Annotated in this window: 16 protein-coding genes; 2 read left to right on the top strand and 14 right to left on the bottom strand. The window is 51.8% G+C overall.

The window, feature by feature from the left end:
- Positions 1-160 precede the first annotated feature (160 nt).
- Positions 161-916: a hypothetical protein gene (locus AAB391_03635; protein ID MEK7645378.1), complete on the top strand. Its 756-nt coding sequence runs from the start codon at positions 161-163 to the stop codon at positions 914-916.
- A 48-nt stretch (positions 917-964) separates the two neighbouring features.
- On the opposite strand, the gene AAB391_03630 is transcribed toward AAB391_03635, so the two are convergent.
- On the bottom strand, positions 965-1531 hold the full coding sequence (locus AAB391_03630) for an elongation factor P (protein MEK7645377.1): 567 nt from the start codon (positions 1529-1531) through the stop codon (positions 965-967).
- Between the two features lie 155 nt (positions 1532-1686).
- Between AAB391_03630 and AAB391_03625 the strand changes: the two genes are divergently transcribed.
- Positions 1687-2301 carry a hypothetical protein gene (locus tag AAB391_03625; protein ID MEK7645376.1) on the top strand — a complete coding sequence of 205 codons (615 nt, stop codon included), beginning with the start codon at positions 1687-1689 and terminating at the stop codon, positions 2299-2301.
- Positions 2302-2512: 211 nt separating this feature from the next.
- Here the strand turns inward: AAB391_03625 and rpsR are convergent, their stop codons facing one another.
- The 13 genes from rpsR to AAB391_03560 all read right to left on the bottom strand — a co-directional run bounded on the left by rpsR (position 2513) and on the right by AAB391_03560 (position 18288).
- Positions 2513-2716 carry a 30S ribosomal protein S18 gene (gene rpsR, locus AAB391_03620; protein ID MEK7645375.1) on the bottom strand — a complete coding sequence of 68 codons (204 nt, stop codon included), beginning with the start codon at positions 2714-2716 and terminating at the stop codon, positions 2513-2515.
- A gap of 51 nt (positions 2717-2767) precedes the next feature.
- Positions 2768-3262: a single-stranded DNA-binding protein gene (gene ssb / locus AAB391_03615; protein MEK7645374.1), complete on the bottom strand. Its 495-nt coding sequence runs from the start codon at positions 3260-3262 to the stop codon at positions 2768-2770.
- 39 nt (positions 3263-3301) lie between these two features.
- Positions 3302-3796 (bottom strand): 30S ribosomal protein S6, encoded by a 495-nt coding sequence (locus AAB391_03610; protein MEK7645373.1) that lies wholly within the window; start codon positions 3794-3796, stop codon positions 3302-3304.
- A 220-nt stretch (positions 3797-4016) separates the two neighbouring features.
- Positions 4017-5834, bottom strand: coding sequence for an ABC transporter ATP-binding protein (locus tag AAB391_03605; protein ID MEK7645372.1), 1818 nt, complete (start codon positions 5832-5834; stop codon positions 4017-4019).
- Between the two features lie 31 nt (positions 5835-5865).
- Entirely contained in the window at positions 5866-6774 is a 909-nt protein-coding gene (locus AAB391_03600; protein MEK7645371.1) for a TatD family hydrolase, read from the bottom strand.
- Positions 6764-6976 (bottom strand): hypothetical protein, encoded by a 213-nt coding sequence (locus AAB391_03595; GenBank protein ID MEK7645370.1) that lies wholly within the window; start codon positions 6974-6976, stop codon positions 6764-6766. Before AAB391_03595 ends, AAB391_03600 begins: the two co-directional genes overlap by 11 nt.
- Before the next feature lie 8 nt (positions 6977-6984).
- Positions 6985-7923: a hypothetical protein gene (locus AAB391_03590; protein MEK7645369.1), complete on the bottom strand. Its 939-nt coding sequence runs from the start codon at positions 7921-7923 to the stop codon at positions 6985-6987.
- Between the two features lie 107 nt (positions 7924-8030).
- A complete protein-coding gene (locus tag AAB391_03585; protein ID MEK7645368.1) occupies positions 8031-9521 on the bottom strand; it encodes a methionine--tRNA ligase in 1491 nt (496 codons plus the stop codon).
- A gap of 2 nt (positions 9522-9523) precedes the next feature.
- Positions 9524-10609, bottom strand: coding sequence for an AI-2E family transporter (locus AAB391_03580; GenBank protein ID MEK7645367.1), 1086 nt, complete (start codon positions 10607-10609; stop codon positions 9524-9526).
- A 37-nt stretch (positions 10610-10646) separates the two neighbouring features.
- Positions 10647-12032 (bottom strand): glycine--tRNA ligase, encoded by a 1386-nt coding sequence (locus AAB391_03575; GenBank protein ID MEK7645366.1) that lies wholly within the window; start codon positions 12030-12032, stop codon positions 10647-10649.
- Positions 12033-12083: 51 nt separating this feature from the next.
- A complete protein-coding gene (locus AAB391_03570) occupies positions 12084-14021 on the bottom strand; it encodes a hypothetical protein (GenBank protein ID MEK7645365.1) in 1938 nt (645 codons plus the stop codon).
- A gap of 21 nt (positions 14022-14042) precedes the next feature.
- Entirely contained in the window at positions 14043-14636 is a 594-nt protein-coding gene (locus tag AAB391_03565) for a recombination protein O N-terminal domain-containing protein (protein MEK7645364.1), read from the bottom strand.
- A 25-nt stretch (positions 14637-14661) separates the two neighbouring features.
- Positions 14662-18288: a class I tRNA ligase family protein gene (locus tag AAB391_03560; GenBank protein MEK7645363.1), complete on the bottom strand. Its 3627-nt coding sequence runs from the start codon at positions 18286-18288 to the stop codon at positions 14662-14664.
- Between the last annotated feature and the right edge of the window lie 368 nt (positions 18289-18656).

Below are 18656 nucleotides of genomic sequence, written 5' to 3'. Positions count from 1 at the left end.
TTGTATTGACTATTTATACATAGTATGATACAATATACTCCAGATTAACCTCGCACCACTAATCTACGGCTTGTAACGACTTTCCTTAGCACGAACGCCCAGGAAAGTAGGGGTCGAAAACCCTACAGCTGATACACCTTGGTGCCGGAGAACATCGAAAATGCAACCGCAGAAAAACACGTCGATCGAACACCTGATCGGCAAGAAAAACAGTTCGGTCAGTCTGATCGCTGTCATCATGCTGTTTCTCTCTGGGAAACTGCCTGACTACCTCATCGCAAACTGGGTAAAGCGAGGTAACCGCCACCCGATCACCGCCCTCTTTCTGGAGGGTCTTGCTAGGGTTGCGGTGATCGGCATCGCCATTGGCCTCATGGCCCTGGGCATCTCATCACTTGATGACAAGAAGACGTTTCCGATAGAGATGATGGTCGCATTACCCCTCTTCGCCCTCATCTTCGTGGCCATCATCGCAGTCTTCGTTGGCTTCCTCGTCGGAGACGACTCAGCCCCATGGTTTGGTGCTTATTGGATCGGCAGCTCTGGTCGGGAATTTTGCAAAGAACTACTGACTGTCTGCCAAAACCTGGAAGGAAACCTTGACGTGATCCCGCCGGTCCAAGACGAGTTGAGCAACTGGACGCGCAACAGCCTCCGACTCATCGCAATCCGTGTCCTAGCTCTTCAGAGAATTGACCATGGTCAATCTCGAGACATCGAGTCAGAGCAGCACGACAAGCTATTTGATGCCGCGAAGGCGCTTGGCTTGATTCCCCAAGACACGGATTTCGAATTCAGTTACGGGGAAGCCAAAAAGCAACCTCGGCGTATCGAGAACTTCACTAAGCTATACCTCCAGTGGTGCAAAGATGGCAATATTTACCTCAGAAGCTGGCGAGGTATCGGCAACTATTGACGCGGTGTCTTTCACGAACCGTGCCGTACTCACACTACGGCCGGTTTTTTATTTACTAACTCGTTCCGTATACTCCCCCGTCTCAGTATTAATCTTGATCGTATCCCCCTGATTCACAAACATCGGCACCTGGATGGTCGCGCCAGTCTCGAGGACGACAGCCTTGGTACCACCCTGCACGGTGTTGCCCTTCACAGCGTCGGCAGCTTCGGTCACTTTCAGCTCCACCTTAATCGGTAGCTTCACGCCGATAATCTGCTCGTCGAACACCATCGCGTCGACAATAGAATTGGTCTTCACGTACTTGATTTGATCACCCAAAATATCCGCAGAGAGCTTGAAACGCTTGCTCGGATCCTTCTCCTCGCAGAACCAGTGTTCATCTTTGTTGAAGTACAGATACTTCACGCCGAGGGTCGAAATGTCGGCCTCTTCAGCCTTGTCGGACTGGTGATAGCTGTGCTCGCGCACCTTGCCGGTGATCATATTCTTTAGCTTGGTCGCATTCTGTGGCTTGCGCTGCTGCATTCGGAAGACATGGGAAGACAGCACCTCGTATGGCTGGCCATCGAGCACCACGTATTTGCGTTCGGTTACTTCGTTATATTCGAGCATTGGGAAATCACCATTAACTTAGATAATGGCCAAGTATAGGGCAAAATGGGTGGAAAGTCTACTCTTCCAGAGACGCGTTTTTTGGTCGCTGACCTTGACACGAAGCATTTTTTAATTAATATTACGAACAGTCTCATTGAAACGGCTTGTCGGGTGTGCCACTTAAACACCCGTGTTGGCTACCGGAAAGACATCATATGGCTACTAAGAAAAAAGCTGCAGTCAAGCGCCGCGGCAAGAAAACCGGAGTCCGCGTGACTCTTCAAGACCTGGAAAGCATCGGGATCTTTGAGCACGAGAAGCCGAAGGAGGGATTCTACATCAAGCCTCTCCGTCTAGCGATCGGCATCGAGGTCTCGTTCAGCGGCCTCGATAACTTCCACGGTCCACTAGACCAGCTCAGCCTCTGTATTAGCCTCGGCGACGAAATGAAACTTGAGGAAACCGACGATGCCGACGCCCTGTTGGCTACCATGAACGAGCGGCATGACCGGTTCAATCTACGCATCCACGTCGCCCAGCTTCTTGCGACGACTTCAGAATGGGCTGGCAACGAGCTCGTTATCGAGCCTTCAACGGATGACCAGGAGAACAGCTTCGTCTCTTTCTCGAAACGGGTCGGGAGCCGCGAAGACATCTTGAAGTTTGTCACCTTTGTCCAGCATTTCCTCCGCTTCACCAACACCGCAGCCTTTGGAGTGGCCCGCGTGGCACTCGGACTTGAGCGGAAGACTCAGTTGAGCAGGTTCACGCTTCACGACCTGAGGTAGGTCATCCACCACTTCTTCAAACACACTCAAAGCCCGGCGCACGACGCGCCGGGCTTTTTCTTTGGACTACTCACTATTCAAATTCACCTAGCCACAAAAGAAAAACAGTCCTGCTTCATGAGACCTCGCGCAGCCACGACGCTGGCGAGCGGAGCCGAAATCCTAGCAAGGATTTACGGCGCGTCTCAGGAAGAGGACTGTTTTTCTTTAATTAGTTCGCCACGTACGGCAACAGCGCCATAAACCGCGCGCGCTTCACGGCCTCGGCGAGCTGTCGCTGAGACTTTGCACACACAGCGGTCTTCTTGCGAGACATGATGCGAGCATGCGGATTCAAGAACTTCTTGAGAAGCTCGGTGTCCTTGTAGTCGACGAAGGTGATATTATTTTTCGAGAAGAAACACTGCTTTTTCATTGGATGTGATTTTTGCTGGGCCAAGTGGCCTAACGAGCGATTAAATGTGGATTAAAATGGAATGTCTTCTGGGTTGATCTCTTCTTCTGGGTAGTCGATAGTGTCGGCAGAACCTGCGACTGGAGCAGCGGCTTCGGCTTTCTTCCCTGCTGCCTTTGGGCTGCCGGATGAGTAGCCTTCCCCGCTGCCGCCCGCACTAGCACCTGCTCCACCTGGACCGCCAGTACGAGGACCGAACTGCACGCGGTCGGCGATGATCTCGGTGCGATACTTCTTCACGCCTTCAGAGTCCCAGCTTCGGGTCTGCATACGACCCTCTACAAGCGCCGTGGCGCCCTTTTTGAGGTACTGAGCGGCTGTCTCAGCCTGTCGGCCGAAAACGACGATATTGTGGAATTCTGACTGCTCCTGGCGTGCGCCGTTCTTGTCTTTGTAGACACGATTGGTAGCAATGCTGAAAGAAGCAACCTGAATCCCCGACGGAAGGGCCTTGATCTCCGGGTCTCGGGTCAGGTTTCCGTATACGATGGCTTTGTTAAGATACATGCTTAGATATTGATTACCGCCTAATAAAGGCCTTCATCACTATTCTACCATCTTTTCGATCGACTTATCGATCTCTGCTGCCGAAAGGGCTGCGGGTACGATAGCCGCTGCCTCTACAGGCTTCTTCGCCGCCGGCTCTGCGCCCTCCTCAGACTGGCCGAGGATCTTGGCGAGATTCGACATGGTGTTTTCTCGGACGGTCTTCACGATCAAGTGTCGGAGAATATAATCCGCGTTGTCGAGCCCCTTCTTTACGGCCCCCGCCGCTTCAGATGGAGCTTCAAACTTGAACCAACCGAAATACGCACTGTGGTATCGCTTGTTGGCACCCGCGGAAGCTTTGACCAGGGTGTATGCGAGCGCCCTGCTCTTTGGAAATTCTTCACTAATAATGGTCCCACCATTGCTCTCGATGAGAGAGCGGATAGCCGCGGTCTTTTCAGCCACGACATCCTCGGAAACGGTAGGAATAATGTGAAAGCCGGCTTCGTAGACCTGCTTTCGTTCTTCCTTTAATTCGTTTTTCTTTTCCATGGGTAAATACAAGGCTAACATAGGAAGTGGCCGAATGCAAGAACGGGGCTGAGAAGAGGCGCCGATAGAGCGCTGAAGCATCGAAAATGGCTAGAAAGTGACAAAAAGCACTCCCCCTAGCCTATCAGACCAGTGATAGAGAAACTGCTAAGAAAGGTTCAAGAAAAGCCCAATTTTTGATAAAGAAGTCCTCAAATATTAGTAAAGATTTCTTTATCTGCTACTTCGTCACACCTACAGAATCTCGGGTCTTAATATACTTCTTCCACAAAGCCTGGAAATCCGTGGAGTTTTTCTTCAATTCCTCAAACGAGCCGGATGCAATGATCTTGCCGCCCTTGAAAAAATAGACTGAGTCGAAGAGTGTGAGCAAGTGGAGTCGGTGAATCGAAGAGATGATCGCCTTTGCCGGAAACGCTTCGAAGATTCGTTTGTAGATCTCGAGCTCGTTGTTGAAGTCCACACTACTGGTCGGCTCATCGAGCAGCACAATATCTTTGTCGGTCGAAGCCAACAAGCCGCGAGCCAGGGCTAAGCGCTGTTTCTCGCCACCGCTTAGATTAACACCCTTCTCGACAATTGAGGACTCAAGGCCCTTCGGGAGACGCTTCACGACATCGGTAAAGCTCGCCATGTCGGTGTAGACACCAATGTGCATTTCCGGATACTCCACGCCGAGGGTGATGTTCTCACGAATGGTCGTTGCAAATATCTCCGGATCCTGGGGCACGAGCGAGATCGAGTCGCTGATCGCTCGAAAACCGTTTGGGATCTCCTTGCCGTCCAGCAAAAACGTGCAAGTTTTCGGATGATACAAATCACGCATAATCTTCAGCAACGTACTCTTTCCACCTCCGCTTTCACCAATGAAAGCAATGCGTGCGCCGTGCGGAATCTTCATGGCAACATCATCCAAATGCAAATCGGCACCTTCGGCCGCATGATACGAGAAGCTGAGATTTCGCACCTCAATCTCCGACCATTTCTTTGGCAAACGCTGTTCCCGAGTTGCGCCGTCTGGAAGAAAGTCTACGGAGAGAAGCTCGGCGTTGGCAACAGAAGAGCGCTGGCGGACAATATCGTTGTATAAATAGGCAAACCGGAAGAATGCATCACGAATCTTATCTGCGTAGCTGTACAGAATAAAAATGGTACCGACGAGGATGCCGCCATCGGCAACGTGCAGGAGAATGTATGCACCAATCACCATAACAGTGGAGATGCGCCCAAGTAGGGCCGCAGTAAACCACTTGAGCTCATTTATTTTTACATTCCTGTTGTATTGAGCATACGGCTTTTGAATAAAGGTTTTGACTACATTCAATACCAAACTCTCGACACGCAAAATAATAACAGTGGTGACATTGCTCAGCACATCAAACACTTTTGCCGAGGTACTGTTCTCTATTGCATTCACCCGAATGTATCCAGGTACAAGCTTTTTGTCGAACAAGAAAATGACGTAGAAGATCGGAATGGAAAGGATCGCGACAAGTATGCCCGCGAATACATCGTAGTAGAGGAGGATTCCGAAGGACATCACGAGACCGATAATACCCTGAATAACCTGGAAAGCGCTCTCGGAAAAACTGAATAGCGCGGTAGTCCCCTTCTCTATCTTATCGATAGTATCTCCAGAGTGGTGATCTGTATGCCATTCTATTGGCATAGCCATAGTACCGGCCAGAAGATATTTTTTATAATTGGCCTTCACGACAAACGCATTCTCGCTCTCAATCACTCTCGCAGGACCATGGAAAGACCAAAAGACAACCTCTTTTAAAAGAAAGAGCGAGAAGAGGCCTAGGATATACACCAGATTCGCATCATGAATTCCCTGAACCTGCACAATATTGAGAACGGTACCAATGAGAAGCGGCTCTAAAGAATCTACGGTATTGGCCACAAAAAAGAGCGCCGTGTAGAGCACGACTTTTGGGCGATTGCTGCCCGAATACTGCCACATCTTCTTCCACAGATACAGCAACGGATTCTGAGCCTTGTAAGAAGCCTGATTTTCCATTTTTTTAGAAAACATCCTAATATCGTAGCATTCTTTGAGAAAGAAGCTATTTCAATCCAAACACTCTCACCGCATTCTCCACCAGCTGGGCGCGCACCTTCTCGAAGTCCTCGCCGCGGATCTCAGCGATCTTTTTGACCACCTCGCGCACATGAGCTGGCTCGTTGCGCTTGCCGCGATACGGCGCCGGCGTGACGTATGGACAGTCCGTCTCGGCATGGATCATCTCGAGCGGCGCTTTCCGCACCACCTCGGCGTATTCCTTGGCAAAGGTGATAACGCCGGTGAAAGAAATAGTGAAGCCGAGCTCGAAAAACTTCTGCGCCTCCTCCCAGGTGCCGGCGAAGAAGTGGACATTGCCTTTTACCTTTGCGTGCTGCTTGAGTAGCTCATATGCGTCGGCGTAGGCGGAGATGGGCGCCGCGGAACCACCGAGCGTGTTCCCCGTTCCCATCTTTGCCCCATCACGAACATGAAGCATCAGCGGCTTGCCAAGCTCGTTGGCCAGCTCAATATGCCTCACAAAGACCTCCTTCTGCGTCTTCAATGACTGTTCATCGAGATGAAAGTAGTCGAGACCGCATTCGCCGATCGCCACCACCTTTGGATCGGCCGCAAGGGCGCGATAGACAGCAGGATCAAATACTTCACCCTTCGTGACAAAGCTTTTGCCCGTTTCCCCGCTGCCGAATTCCTTTTCATCATGATGTGACGCGCAGGTGTGCACTGGGTGAATCGCGACGGTGGCATACACACCTTGCTCATACTGCCCCGCCAATGCAACTGCCGAAGTCGAAGTGTCTTTCTGCGTACCGACATTCATCATCCACACGCCGGCGTCTAGCGCGTGCCGAATCACCGCGTCACGATCGGCATCGTACGCGGCGAAATTGGCGTGGGCATGAACATCAACAAATTGCGGCCGACTATGACTGTCACTAGTGCTAGAGAGCATTGATGTCTGCATCGAGCGCATTCAAGTCCGTACTAGGATCTGCGAGTTCGATAGAGTCAACAGAAGAATTGATTGCTGCCGCAGTGTCGGTCGCGGCTGGGGCCTGCTCCTGATCAACGGCCGGTGCTTTGGCGGTCGATGCAAAATATGCGATCGCACCGAGCACTGCAACGACGATGATGATTGAAAGAGTTTTTTTCATGGGAATGATTAGTTTTGAGTATTAGCTGCTGGGGCCGGTGCAAGCTCACGAGCCACTTTGCGAAGCGCATCCTGGGACGTCTTTACAGTGTCTCGAACGGCCTTAAGGTCGGTCTCGAGGGCTTTCCTGACGGTCGAAACATCCATTTTGAGGTTGGCCTCGGTGGTAATAGCCACACTGTACACCTTGGCTGTCTGAGCGACTACCGCTGCCCGAGCAACAGCGATCGCGACCTGAGCGGAGGCGAGATCCGCCTTCATTGTCGCCACAGAGACAGTGGTCGAAGCTCCTTCAGTCTCAATCTTTGAAATTCGAGACGAAATGTCTGCCGCAATCGAATCCTGCTTGTTCAATACCTCGGTGAAATGCTCGATGCTGTTGGCGTTGATCTTGATGAGATTTTCGTTCAACTTCTCGACGGACGCCTTCTTCTTTTCATCCTTGATCGTCTTTACTTTCTCGGCAAACTGCGCGCGCTTTTCCTCTACCATCTTTTTGGTCTCCTCGCGCTTTACCTCCGCGTCCTTCTTGAACTGCTCTCGGCGGACCTCCATATCGGCACGCATGTCCTCGCGCATGTCGCGAGCCTTGTCCATCATTTCTCGGCGAGTAGTCGAGCTCATGGTCGAGGAGGCATTCTCGCGCATGTCTTCTCGCATATCGCGGACATCTTTTCGAACCTCTTCTCGATTTTCCTTTACATCCTCGCGCTTCTCTTTGCGCATCTCTCCGACTTCCTTTCGGGTGTCGACACGTATTGTCTTCACTTCATCGCGCATTTCTTCGCGCTGCTGATAGAGGGCTGGGCGTGGCTTCATTGGCGGCTCACCTGCCGTAGCGTCATCGCTCATCACGCCGCCCTCCTGAGCGAACACGGCTACGCCCGAAAAGAGAATGCCGAATGAAATGACCCCTGAAATGACCTCTTTTGTATATTTATTCCACATATAGGATTCTGAAAATTAAAATGATAACGGGAAACGTCTAGTGATTATACACCCATACATTCAGCCGTGCCAACCGAGGTGATATTACACCTAGAAATCGAATTATTTTAATCCCTACGCAAAAAGAGTGGCGCGGTGGGTGCCTTGTTAGCCTTGATTGCCTCCTTTATCTTCACCATTGTCTCCGGCATCAGCGGATTGAGCATGCGCGCGACAGAATAGAGCCGTACGACGAGGTCGGAGATCATCTTCTGCCCTGCCGCTTTGTCGGTCTTCACCAATTTGAACGGTTGATTGGCCTGGATAAACTTGTCCATCTCCGCGATCTCGGCCCAAACATAGTCTGCCGCCTTGCTCACTTCGTATTTTTCCAAAAGAGCGAAATATGTCGACATATCTTCCCACTCAGGGATCGTCACGGGTACGTCGAGATTATCCTGAGCCATTTTCATCACACGACTCACGAGATTGCCCAAGCCGTTGGCAAGATTGGCATTGTAGGCATCTTTGATACGTGCCGGGGTCACGTCACTGTCCTCAAAAGGGTGCACTTCGCGTGCCAAAAAGTACCGCAACACATCGGTGCCGTATTCCTTCACCACATCATATGGATTGATGACATTGCCCAAAGACTTGCTCATCTTCTGTCCGCCACTGGTGATGAATCCGTGGATCACCACCTGCTTTGACGGAATAAGCTCTGCCGCACCGCCAGCATGGGCCGACATGAGCATCGCCTGCCACATCGCCGCCTGCATCCGCGTCTGATCTTTGCCGGCAAAATGGATAACGCCACCGCTCTTTGTCCACAAATGCTTGAAATTATCCTGATCTGTCGGCCAGCCTAGCGTGGAAATGTAGCTCACGAGAGCGTCGAACCACACATACATCACTTGCTCCGGCTCACCGGCCGGCTGATCTGGCACTGCGACACCCCACGACATCTTGCTCTTCAGACGCGAAATGCTGAAATCTTCAAGACCGCGAGCAACAAAAGCTTTGATCTCGTTGAAACGAAAATCCGGCACGACAAAATTCGGCCGTGGATTTGGACCCTTTCCCTCATACAATTCCAGCAACGCTGCCTGATACTTCGAAAATCGGAAAAAATAGTTTTCCTCGTCGATATGCTGGATCTCCATATTCGGATGGATCGTACACTTACCATTTTCCAGCTCGGAATCGGTCTTCTCGAGCTCGCAGCCGACGCAATACTTCGTGACGTACTTCTTTTTGTAGATGTCACCAGCCTTCATGCAGTATCGCCAAAAGGCCTGTGCGGCGGCCTTGTGGTTGGCACTCGAAGTACGAATAAAGTGGACATCGTCAAGCAGGCCGAGGGCAGTTTTCAAGCCCCGAAAACTCTCGGCATAGCCATCAACATATGCCTGGGTATCTAGGCCGGCTTTCTTGGCCGCATCAAAGATCTTTTGGCCGTGTTCGTCCGTGCCGGTATTGAAAAAGACCTGCGTGGCGCCGCCATCTTTCTGGCGGTTATATCGAGCGAAAATATCCGCGTGCACAATCTCCAACGCAAAACCGATATGCGGATCAGCATTCACATACGGCAGCGTGGTGGTCAAATAAATCGGTTTCATGGCTACTGTGTCCCGAGTAATTCTTTGTCGTGATACTTTTCACGCTCGACGTCTCTCAGATATTCCATAAGAGTAGTCGAGAGCGGCACGGAAAGCAAGACGCCGAGAAAGCCGGCCAATTTTCCGCCCACCACGAGAGCGAGGATCACCACAATTGGTGAAATACCGACGATTTTCTTCACCACCAGCGGATAGAAAAGGTGGTTTTCGAATTGCTGGATCACGATGTACACGACAGCGATAATCAAGCCGAAAGTAATCCCCTTCTCGCCGACGGCCATGAGAACACCAGGGATCGCCGAGAGGATCGGGCCAAAAACAGGGATAAGCTCGAGCGCGGCCGCGATGATCGCCAGCAACAAGGCATGTTTGATCCCCGCGATCGACATCGCCAAAAACACCATCACGCCGACGGTGAGGCCGAGCAGGAGTTGACCTTGCATCCACAGGCCGATCTTGTTCTGCGAACGCGTCCAGAGATCGATGATGTATTTCTCATGCTTCACCGGCGTAATAATCCGGAGGAAATCACGAATACCGTTTTCCTGCACCGCGAGATAGAAAGAGAGGACGACGATCAAAATGAAGCTGAGCAAGCCGCCGAAGATCAGCTGGACTGTTTGGATGAAGCTCTGGGAAGGGCTGGAGAGCGCCACGCCGGCATCGCTCAGCGCCTTGCTCAAAGAAAAGCTCGTGTTGGAAATGTGCTGGATGGTCGCCGAGCCTTCGAGAAAGTTCGGGTTGTCGAGCGGCAGCCAAGCCTGGGCAATGTTGAGATATTTTGGCAGATTGGCGAGATAGTTCGAAAGCTCGCTGAACATGATCGGCACGAAGTAGAAAATCAGGCCGAAAAAAGCCGAGCCCAAGAGTACGTAGGTAATAATCACTGCGAACAAGCGGCGAAAATGATGTCTCTGGAACCAACGAGTCGCCGGCTCGATCGCCGAAGCAAGCACTACAGCTGCCAACGCAACAAGCACAACGTCGCGTACCTGAAAGAGCAGGACAAAAAGAAAAAGGACAATCACCGATTTAGCGATCGTGGATGTAGAGATATTGATGACGACATTGCGAGAATTCTTCTCCATATCACCATCATATCACGCAGGACAAATGTCCACACACTTAGACTCGAGCCGAAAGATACGCTGCCAATTCGCTGATCTTCACCCGCTCCTGAGCACCGGTATCGCGATGGCGCACGGTCACCTCCTGCTCTGGCTTTTCGACAGTATCAAAATCGACAGTCACACAAAATGGCGTACCGATCTCGTCCTGACGTCGGTAGCGCTTGCCGATGTTGCCGTTGTCGTCGAAGGCGGTGCGGCCGAGCTGCTTTTTGAGGCTGAGGTAGATCTCGCGAGCCCTGTCAACGAGCACAGGTTTGTTTTTCAGCAAAGGAAAGACCGCCACGAGAATCGGTGCCACTTTCGGGGAGAGCTTCAAAAACTCGCGCTTCTCGCCGCCGAGCTCGTCGACGGTGTAGGCATCGGAAAGCAGGGCCAAGGTAAGTCGGTCAACACCGAAAGTCGGCTCGATGCAATGCGGCGTAAAGCGTGTCTTGGTCTCTTCATCGAAATACGAGAGGTCTACCCCGCTCTTGTCAGTGTGCGCCTTGAGGTCGTAGTCGGTGCGATATGCGAGACCGAGCAACTCCTTCTGGCCGAATGGAAAATCAAATTCAGTATCAACACTGCGCTTCGAGTAGTGCGCGCGGTCGGCATCTGGAATCTCCACCTTGTGGATCTTCGAGCTAGCAAGACCGAGGTCTTTCAAAAAAGCGACTTGCTCAGCGTAGAGCGCATCAAAGGTCTCATTCACCTGCTTGGTATCGCGAGGATCAACAAAATATTCGATCTCCATCTGCTCGAGCTCTCGCAAACGGAAGATGAAATCTCGAGGTGCAATCTCGTTGCGGAAGGCTTTGCCGATCTGTGCGAGGCCGAACGGTAATTTCGGATGAAAAGTGTCGACGATATTCTTGAAGTTTACGAACATGCCCTGCGCGGTCTCCGGTCGAAGGTATGAAATAGAGGTGTCGTCTTGGATCGCACCGACATGCGTCTTGAACATCATGTTGAACTGGCGGACTTCACCAAGTGCGTTGCCCTCAGGACTCTTGAGCTTCTGCTCTTTGATCAGCGCATCCATCTGCGCTGGAGTCATACCCTTTGGGTCAATCCCCTTTTCCTCGAGTAAGTGGTCGGCGCGGAAACGCTTCTTGGTCTTGAGATCCTCCACCAACGGGTCGGAGAAACCACCAACATGCCCGCTCGCTTTCCAAACATTCTGATTCATCAAAATAGCAGCGTCGACGCCGTACATGTCTTCGCGGTCATCGACAAAACGCTTCCACCAGAGCTGCTTGATCGTATTGCGGAGGGTCACGCCGAGCGGACCGTAGTCCCAAGTGCCGGCGAGGCCGCCGTAGATCTCGGAACCTTGGTAGATGAAACCGCGGCGCTTGCAGAGCGAGATGATGGATTCCATTGTGGTGTGTGTGTCGGCCATGGGAAGTGATGTATGTGCTTTATCCTATGCGAAATAAGACTTTTGGGCAAACTACTGCACCACTGTCTCCGATCCGTTGACGTAGGTCGGATCGGAATTAATGCGGGTCGTCACTGCCGGGCGACTCACCTGAAGCGGCGTACCAGTATAGCGGTCGGTGCCCTGCACCATTAGGTCATTCACCAGCACAGGCGCGGAACCGACCTGGCTCACGCTCGGCACAAGAGAGACTTGGAATTGTAGCTGCCGCGGCGCTGAAGAGAAACCGACACCAGACTTCACTTCACCGACGCTCCATGTGATCGTACCGGTGGTCGAATCAAAAGCCACATTTTCAGAAGGCGGATTCACGTTGCCAAGCCAGGTGACATACGAAGGGATGGTCGCGACAGCCTGCACGCCGTCGATGGTGTTCGTGGTATTGGTGAGCGACCAAATGATCGTATATGTAGACTGTGTTTCAGCTTTCGGTGGGATCGGACCGGTGTTGGAGAAGACGCCGACCGAGCGAGTGGAGCGAGCGAGGGCGGCCAGGTCCGAAGCGAAGCGTACCTTTTTGGTGACCGGTGTAGCAAGCACCTCTGAAGCATCCACACCGTCGGTACGACTCCCCTGTACACCAACCTCTAGAGAGATCTCAGCGTTCTTAAACTGATCAAGGGCGCCGATATCCTGAGCAATACTTGCAAAAGAGAAAGTGAGTTGCCCAGCGTCGCCCGGACTCATTTCAATAAAGGCTTTCGTATTCTTCTGATCCCAGACAATCGTGTTGTCGACTGAATTATAGAAACCATCCGTGACCTTTACGGAAGACTTGTCGATGAGCATACCGCTAAGCTTTAGGACAACTTTCACATTGCGCACCTTGGTCGGCAAATTATTTGCCCAAGCGATCTCGCCGCGGACAGGGCGACCGGCTGTCGCAGCCAACAATTGCCCACTAGAGCCGTCGAGAGTTAGATCGAGGCTGACAAAAGGCTTTTTGATAGAAACGGTCTGGGCCACCGACAAAAACTCTGGCTGCATCGTCTTTGGATCACCCGCACCCTGAACACCTACCGAAAAATGGAAGGCCCGATCTTCGCCATCCTGCCCCTCAAGACGACCACGCACGCGGATTGAGCGCTTCTCTCCAGGCTGGAGGTCACCAATACGCCACACATTTTGACCGAGGAAGGGCTTTGGATCGGCACCAGTGTAGGTAAAGCCGAAGCCGTAATCCCCACGCACAATGACACCCTTTAGAATCTGTGAAGAATTTGAGACGAGATCGATAGTGAATTCCAGATCTTGCTTTGAATTCACTTCCTTTAGCGAAGAGACAGTGAGACTCACTGGCGATGACGTGACAATGACGTCGAGTGTCTTGTCTTTAGTGAAGATCGCATTAGAACCGGCGACTCGATACTCAACTTCGAACAAGATCTGCTTCTTTTCATTCTGTTGTCCAAACAAGACTGAGCGAACTTGCTTCTTTACCGACTGACCGGCCGCCAAATCACCAATCGGATCGGTCAGACGCTTGAGCTCTTCGCCAAGATTGTCGGCTTTGCGAGTACCCTCCGGAAATACGATGCGGAGGTCCGCAAGCTGAAGATCGATTTTGTTGTTGTTGGAAACAGTGACCTCGAGAGCCAGTTCTTTGCCACCATCGACAGTGATCGGGCCCGAAATTTCGATACCAATATTGTCAGAAGAAATGTTATTGTGGCCGCCAAAGATGAGCGTCGCGGAAATACCGGCCGCGACGATGAAAAAAGCAACTGAGGCTATGAGAATCTTCTTGGGCACGCTGGCGTGTTGTTGCGGAAAGAGTGCCATCGGTGCCACTGGCGAGCCTCCCGCCTGCTGCGTACCCCAATCATGCCTCACACTCAAGGCCTCGTCTTTTGCCAAAGACGGCTCAACTTCTTGAATATCTTGAACCAACCGGGAATCGAGCTTCCTTTTGGCATTTTCGATCCGACCCTTATCAAAAGACGGCTTCATAGAGATATATCATACCACAGACTACATTTGGCTCTCTCGAAGTGAGGTGTTGATCTGCGCAATAATCTTCGTACGTAGCGGTGCAGCCGATCGGACCAGGTCACGGCTCCATTGCACGTCGCCGACAAAAGGCTGAAAAGCGGATTCGTCTTGCAGATACCCGAGTTCGTGGAGAATAGAGAGTACAAGAATACATTCGGCATTCGCGAGCTCTTCCTCTGATAAGGTTTCGGCAGAAAGAAAGTGGAGTGCTGTACTCACCGTGTCAAAAAGATGGTCATTTTTCTCCTCGCCGGCCACGAGGCGCTGCAACAAGCTCGAGATACGAGCGGCGACGAGGAGTGAAGATGAGCCAGGGCCATAGGTATCAGAAAAATTGCCTTCGAGCACGGCACTCGTGATCTTCCACCCCTGCTTGCCGCGCACCAGTGACAATTCCGAAAGCGAAAAGTCACGCAACGAAAATCGCAGCTTCGACTTCACCTCCCGGACAGCCTGCGCAGAGGCCTCAATCATGCCGAGCTCACGAGTGAAAATGCTGAACAGCGAATTGGCCTCGCCCACTCCGCGAGAGCTCAGCACCAACCCCGGCGTGTGATACATGTGGTGAGCCATATAGATGCAGCGATGAAATCGTGCGTTACAGCTTCAAACCAAACCTCAATCCGTCGAACTCCAAATGAACTCCTTGCTGTACGATCTCCCATCGCACCTGCTTCACGCCGGTCACTTTGCACAAGACCCCCTGGTACTTCTCGAGGAAGCGCTTGCCTGCCTCATCGGTATCAACAAAGAGATCCACTCGATCGTTTGGATTGAGACCAGACTGCTTGCGAAGATCTTGCACCGATCGAATCATGTCGCGAACAATACCCTCTTCCTTGAGCTCCGGAGTAAGTACGGTATCGAGAAGTACTGCGCCGTCTATCGACACACTCTCATCGACCTTCTTTACATTCACTTCATCTTTCACGAGTTCGATGAGTTCCGCCGCATCGACACCCTTTGGCAATTTCTTCACCGACAATCGCGCAAGCGGCTGTCGAACATTGATCTTCGCTTGCATACGTGCCTCGAGACCAAGAGAAACTGTCGAGCGAACATCGGCCATGTCGGCCACAATCTGTGCCTGCGCCTTTGTCGATTGCTTACAAACCTCAGCGACTGACGGCCAGCTCTCGAGATGCACACTCAGGAGAGAAATATCATCGACACAACCAGTAGCCTTCAAAGACTGATACAGCGACTCTGCATAGAACGGCATGATAGGCGCGAGGACTTTGGCCACTTCTCGCAATACAAAACGAGTGGTCTCGAGTGCAGCTTTTTTGTCGGCCACGGCCTCCGGAGCAGCAGCGCCATCGGTATTTTTGAAACGATCGCGAGATCGGCGCAGATACCAAGTCGACAGATCATCGACAAAACCATTGAATGGTCGGCAAGCCTTGTCGAGCTCGTACCCTTCAAACGCATCAGTGACTTCGCTGACCAGCCCTGCGAGACGTGCGAGGATCCAGCGGTCGAGGACGTTTGTTGAATTTCGAGAAGCGACGACAGAAGCATCGGCGTAGAGCTCATAGAAAGAACGGACATTGTCGAGACGACCAAGGAGCTTTTTTGCCACTTCATCGACCCCTTTCTCCGAGAAGCAGAGATCTTGGCCGCGCACTACCGGCGAGTTGAGCAAATAAAAACGCAGGGCGTCGGCACCATACGCATCGACAACCTTCATCGGATCGGGATAATTCTTCAGGCTCTTCGACATCTTGCGACCATCTTCCGCGAGGATGAGACCGTTCACCACCACCTGCTTGTATGGCGACTTGCCGAACAGAGCGACACCGAGCACGAGCATCGAGTAGAACCAGCCGCGGGTCTGGTCGAGACCTTCGGCAATAAAATCAGCTGGATATCTTTTCACGCGGCCAGTGAATCGGCCAAACCATCGATCAAACACGTTTCGCGCCGGTCGGAAACCATTCTTTTGCTCCGCCGGATAACGCGCTTCGCCATATGGCATTGAGCCGGACTCAAACCAGCAATCAAACACTTCCGCCACGCGTTTCATGTCGCCGCCGCAGGCGCACAACAAAGCGACACCGTCGATAAACGGTCGATGCAGATCCACTTTACGCTCGGCATTGCAAGATAGCGCCGCGAAAGGCAGCGGTCGCACTTCGGCATTCTTTAGGAAAAATGGTGTTGTGCCGCGGAGCGTGTTTGCCTGCTCACTGTTCATCGCCTCAGCTTCAGCAGACAAGAACCACGCTGGTGAATCGTGCGTCACGACCAAGATATTTTTCCCTTCATATCGTGCATCGATGTCGTAGAGAAACTCCGCGACGCGCGCCCGAACATCGGTGTAGTTTTCGCCGCCTTGTGGACGCTTCACGTAGCGTGCGTATTCTCCCGTGCCGAAAAAGCCATGGTACTCGCCCACCGGCCGACCGTTGAATACGCCGGCACGAATCTCTCCAATACGTGGATCCTTCACAATCTTCTTGTGATCAAAGCCAATCACCTCGCAAACCTCCTTCATGGTCTCCTGTGTGCGCAAAAAAGGTGAGGCAAAAATGACGTCGATCTTTTTGTCCTTCAAAACCTCGCCGGCCTCAAGCGCCTGTCGCCGACCCTTCTCCGTGAGATGATGACAGTCTGCCAGATCAGTGCTCATGATGCGCTGAACATTGTGTTCCGCCTCGCCATGGCGCATCACGTAGTAGGTATTGCGCGGCTTCAATGCCTTCTTGAGTTCCGCAGTGCTGCCAAATACCTTCACCTGCTCACAAGACTGACACTTCCACACCGGCAGCGGCGCTCCCCAGAATCGCGAACGTGAGATCGCCCAATCGCGAGCATTTTCGAGCCAATCGCCAAAACGGTTTTCGCCCACCTCTCGTGGCACCCACTTCACCTTTTTGTTTTCCGCGACGAGCTTGTCTTTGAAATCGGTCACGCGTACAAACCACGACGAAGACGCGTAGTTGAGCAGCGGTGTCTCGCAACGCCAACAATGTGGATACGAGTGAATGATCTTTTCCTTCGCAAACAGTGTGCCCTTCTGTGCCAGATATTTGATGATCTCGATGTCTGTCTTCTGATGCGCGTCTTTTTCGGTCTCGCTTGACTTCGGCTTCACCTGTTGGCCGGCAAAATCCGCCACCTCTTTTTTGAACGCGCCATTCATGCCGACATGCTGAATAAATGGCAGCTGCATCTTTAGACTGAGCTGGTAGTCATCTTCGCCGAACGCCGGCGCGATATGCACGATGCCAGTGCCCTTTTCGAGGGTCACGAAATCTGCCGCGTATACTTTCCAGGCGTTCTGCACATTTTTCAACTTTTCGTCGCTAATATAGTATGAAAATACCGGCGTGTATTCTTTGCCGACCAATTCCGCGCCCTTCATCTCAGCAAGCACTTCGTACGGCACATCCTTCATCACGGCTACAAGCTTTTCCTTCGCCACGATCACTCGCGAAACCGCGCCAGTCTTTGCGTCGGTCACTTTCACCTTCGCATACATAATCTCCGGACCAACAGCGAGGGCAACATTGCCCGGCAAGGTCCACGGTGTCGTCGTCCACGCAACAAAAAATGTTCCCGGCTCGCTTTTCAATTCAAACTTTGCGTACACTGAAATATCGGTGACGTCCTTGTACCCGAGATTCACTTCGAAATTCGACAAGGTCGTCTCACAGCGCGGACACAGGTGCATGCTTTTGAAACCCTCGTACACCAGACCCTTTTCATGAAGCTGTTTAAACACCCACCAGACGGATTCGGTGTATGAAGTATCCATGGTGCGATACTCGTTCTTCATATCCACCCAGCGACCAAGACGTGGCACCTGCTCTTCCCACACGTGCGCATAACGGAGCACGGTGTCGCGGGCCGCTTGATTGAAACGGTCGATACCGTAGTCGAGAATATCTTTTTTCGACTTCAAACCAATCTCTTTTTCGACAATATTTTCGACAGGCAAACCGTGGCAATCCCAGCCCCAACGGCGCGGCACGTGGAAGCCTTGCATCGTCTTGTATCGCGGGATCGCGTCCTTAATCGTACCTGCCAAAATGTGGCCATAATGAAGCAGACCGGTGGCAAATGGCGGGCCGTCATAGAAGACAAATTCACCCTTTGGCGAGGCCTTTTCGAGGCTTTTAGCAAAGATTTGTTCTTGCGCCCACAAACACAGCACCTTCTCCTCGCGCTCAGCGTGGGGGCTTTTTGGGCTTGCGGGAGGGGTTTTAGGAGTCTCGTTCATAAAATCTCGGAAATTGGGCCGAATGTGGCTATTCTAGCACCAATAAACATACTGATACAATTCCATACAGCAAGCCACTGTGCTTGCATCCAATGATCAATCATGTATTATACTAGTATCACCATGAAGAAGGCCCTTATGCAGATTCGTCTGCATCGGGGGCTTTTTCTTTTATAAAGGGGTTGAGAACTTGTGATAATGTTCGTTGAGGAAAGTAATTTCAATATTTTTATTCTTAAGCAAAATTGAGCACTTTTTCCTATCTGGAGCGATTATGCCACCCAATGCCGAATTACCCGCTAGAAATTCAACCACGCAACCAAAGTCACCATCGCCCGTTACAAGCATACATTTATCGAACGCTTTCG

The organism is Patescibacteria group bacterium, from assembly GCA_038065315.1.
In the GTDB taxonomy this organism is placed as follows: domain Bacteria; phylum Patescibacteriota; class Minisyncoccia; order Phycocordibacterales; family JBBTRF01; genus JBBTRF01.
This window is presented reverse-complemented; position numbering and strand designations above follow the sequence as displayed.

Excerpts from the sequence above, each read along its gene's own strand:
- AAB391_03595 (MEK7645370.1), bottom strand. The coding sequence starts at position 6,976 with ATGAAAAAAACTCTTTCAATCATCATCGTCGTTGCAGTGCTCGGTGCG.
- rpsR (MEK7645375.1), bottom strand. The coding sequence starts at position 2,716 with ATGAAAAAGCAGTGTTTCTTCTCGAAAAATAATATCACCTTCGTCGAC.
- AAB391_03635 (MEK7645378.1), top strand. The coding sequence starts at position 161 with ATGCAACCGCAGAAAAACACGTCGATCGAACACCTGATCGGCAAGAAA.
- ssb (MEK7645374.1), bottom strand. The coding sequence starts at position 3,262 with ATGTATCTTAACAAAGCCATCGTATACGGAAACCTGACCCGAGACCCG.
- AAB391_03630 (MEK7645377.1), bottom strand. The coding sequence starts at position 1,531 with ATGCTCGAATATAACGAAGTAACCGAACGCAAATACGTGGTGCTCGAT.
- AAB391_03570 (MEK7645365.1), bottom strand. The coding sequence starts at position 14,021 with ATGAAGCCGTCTTTTGATAAGGGTCGGATCGAAAATGCCAAAAGGAAG.
- AAB391_03610 (MEK7645373.1), bottom strand. The coding sequence starts at position 3,796 with ATGGAAAAGAAAAACGAATTAAAGGAAGAACGAAAGCAGGTCTACGAA.
- AAB391_03565 (MEK7645364.1), bottom strand. The coding sequence starts at position 14,636 with ATGGCTCACCACATGTATCACACGCCGGGGTTGGTGCTGAGCTCTCGC.
- AAB391_03605 (MEK7645372.1), bottom strand. The coding sequence starts at position 5,834 with ATGTTTTCTAAAAAAATGGAAAATCAGGCTTCTTACAAGGCTCAGAAT.
- AAB391_03560 (MEK7645363.1), bottom strand. The coding sequence starts at position 18,288 with ATGAACGAGACTCCTAAAACCCCTCCCGCAAGCCCAAAAAGCCCCCAC.
- AAB391_03600 (MEK7645371.1), bottom strand. The coding sequence starts at position 6,774 with ATGCTCTCTAGCACTAGTGACAGTCATAGTCGGCCGCAATTTGTTGAT.
- AAB391_03585 (MEK7645368.1), bottom strand. The coding sequence starts at position 9,521 with ATGAAACCGATTTATTTGACCACCACGCTGCCGTATGTGAATGCTGAT.
- AAB391_03590 (MEK7645369.1), bottom strand. The coding sequence starts at position 7,923 with ATGTGGAATAAATATACAAAAGAGGTCATTTCAGGGGTCATTTCATTC.
- AAB391_03580 (MEK7645367.1), bottom strand. The coding sequence starts at position 10,609 with ATGGAGAAGAATTCTCGCAATGTCGTCATCAATATCTCTACATCCACG.
- AAB391_03575 (MEK7645366.1), bottom strand. The coding sequence starts at position 12,032 with ATGGCCGACACACACACCACAATGGAATCCATCATCTCGCTCTGCAAG.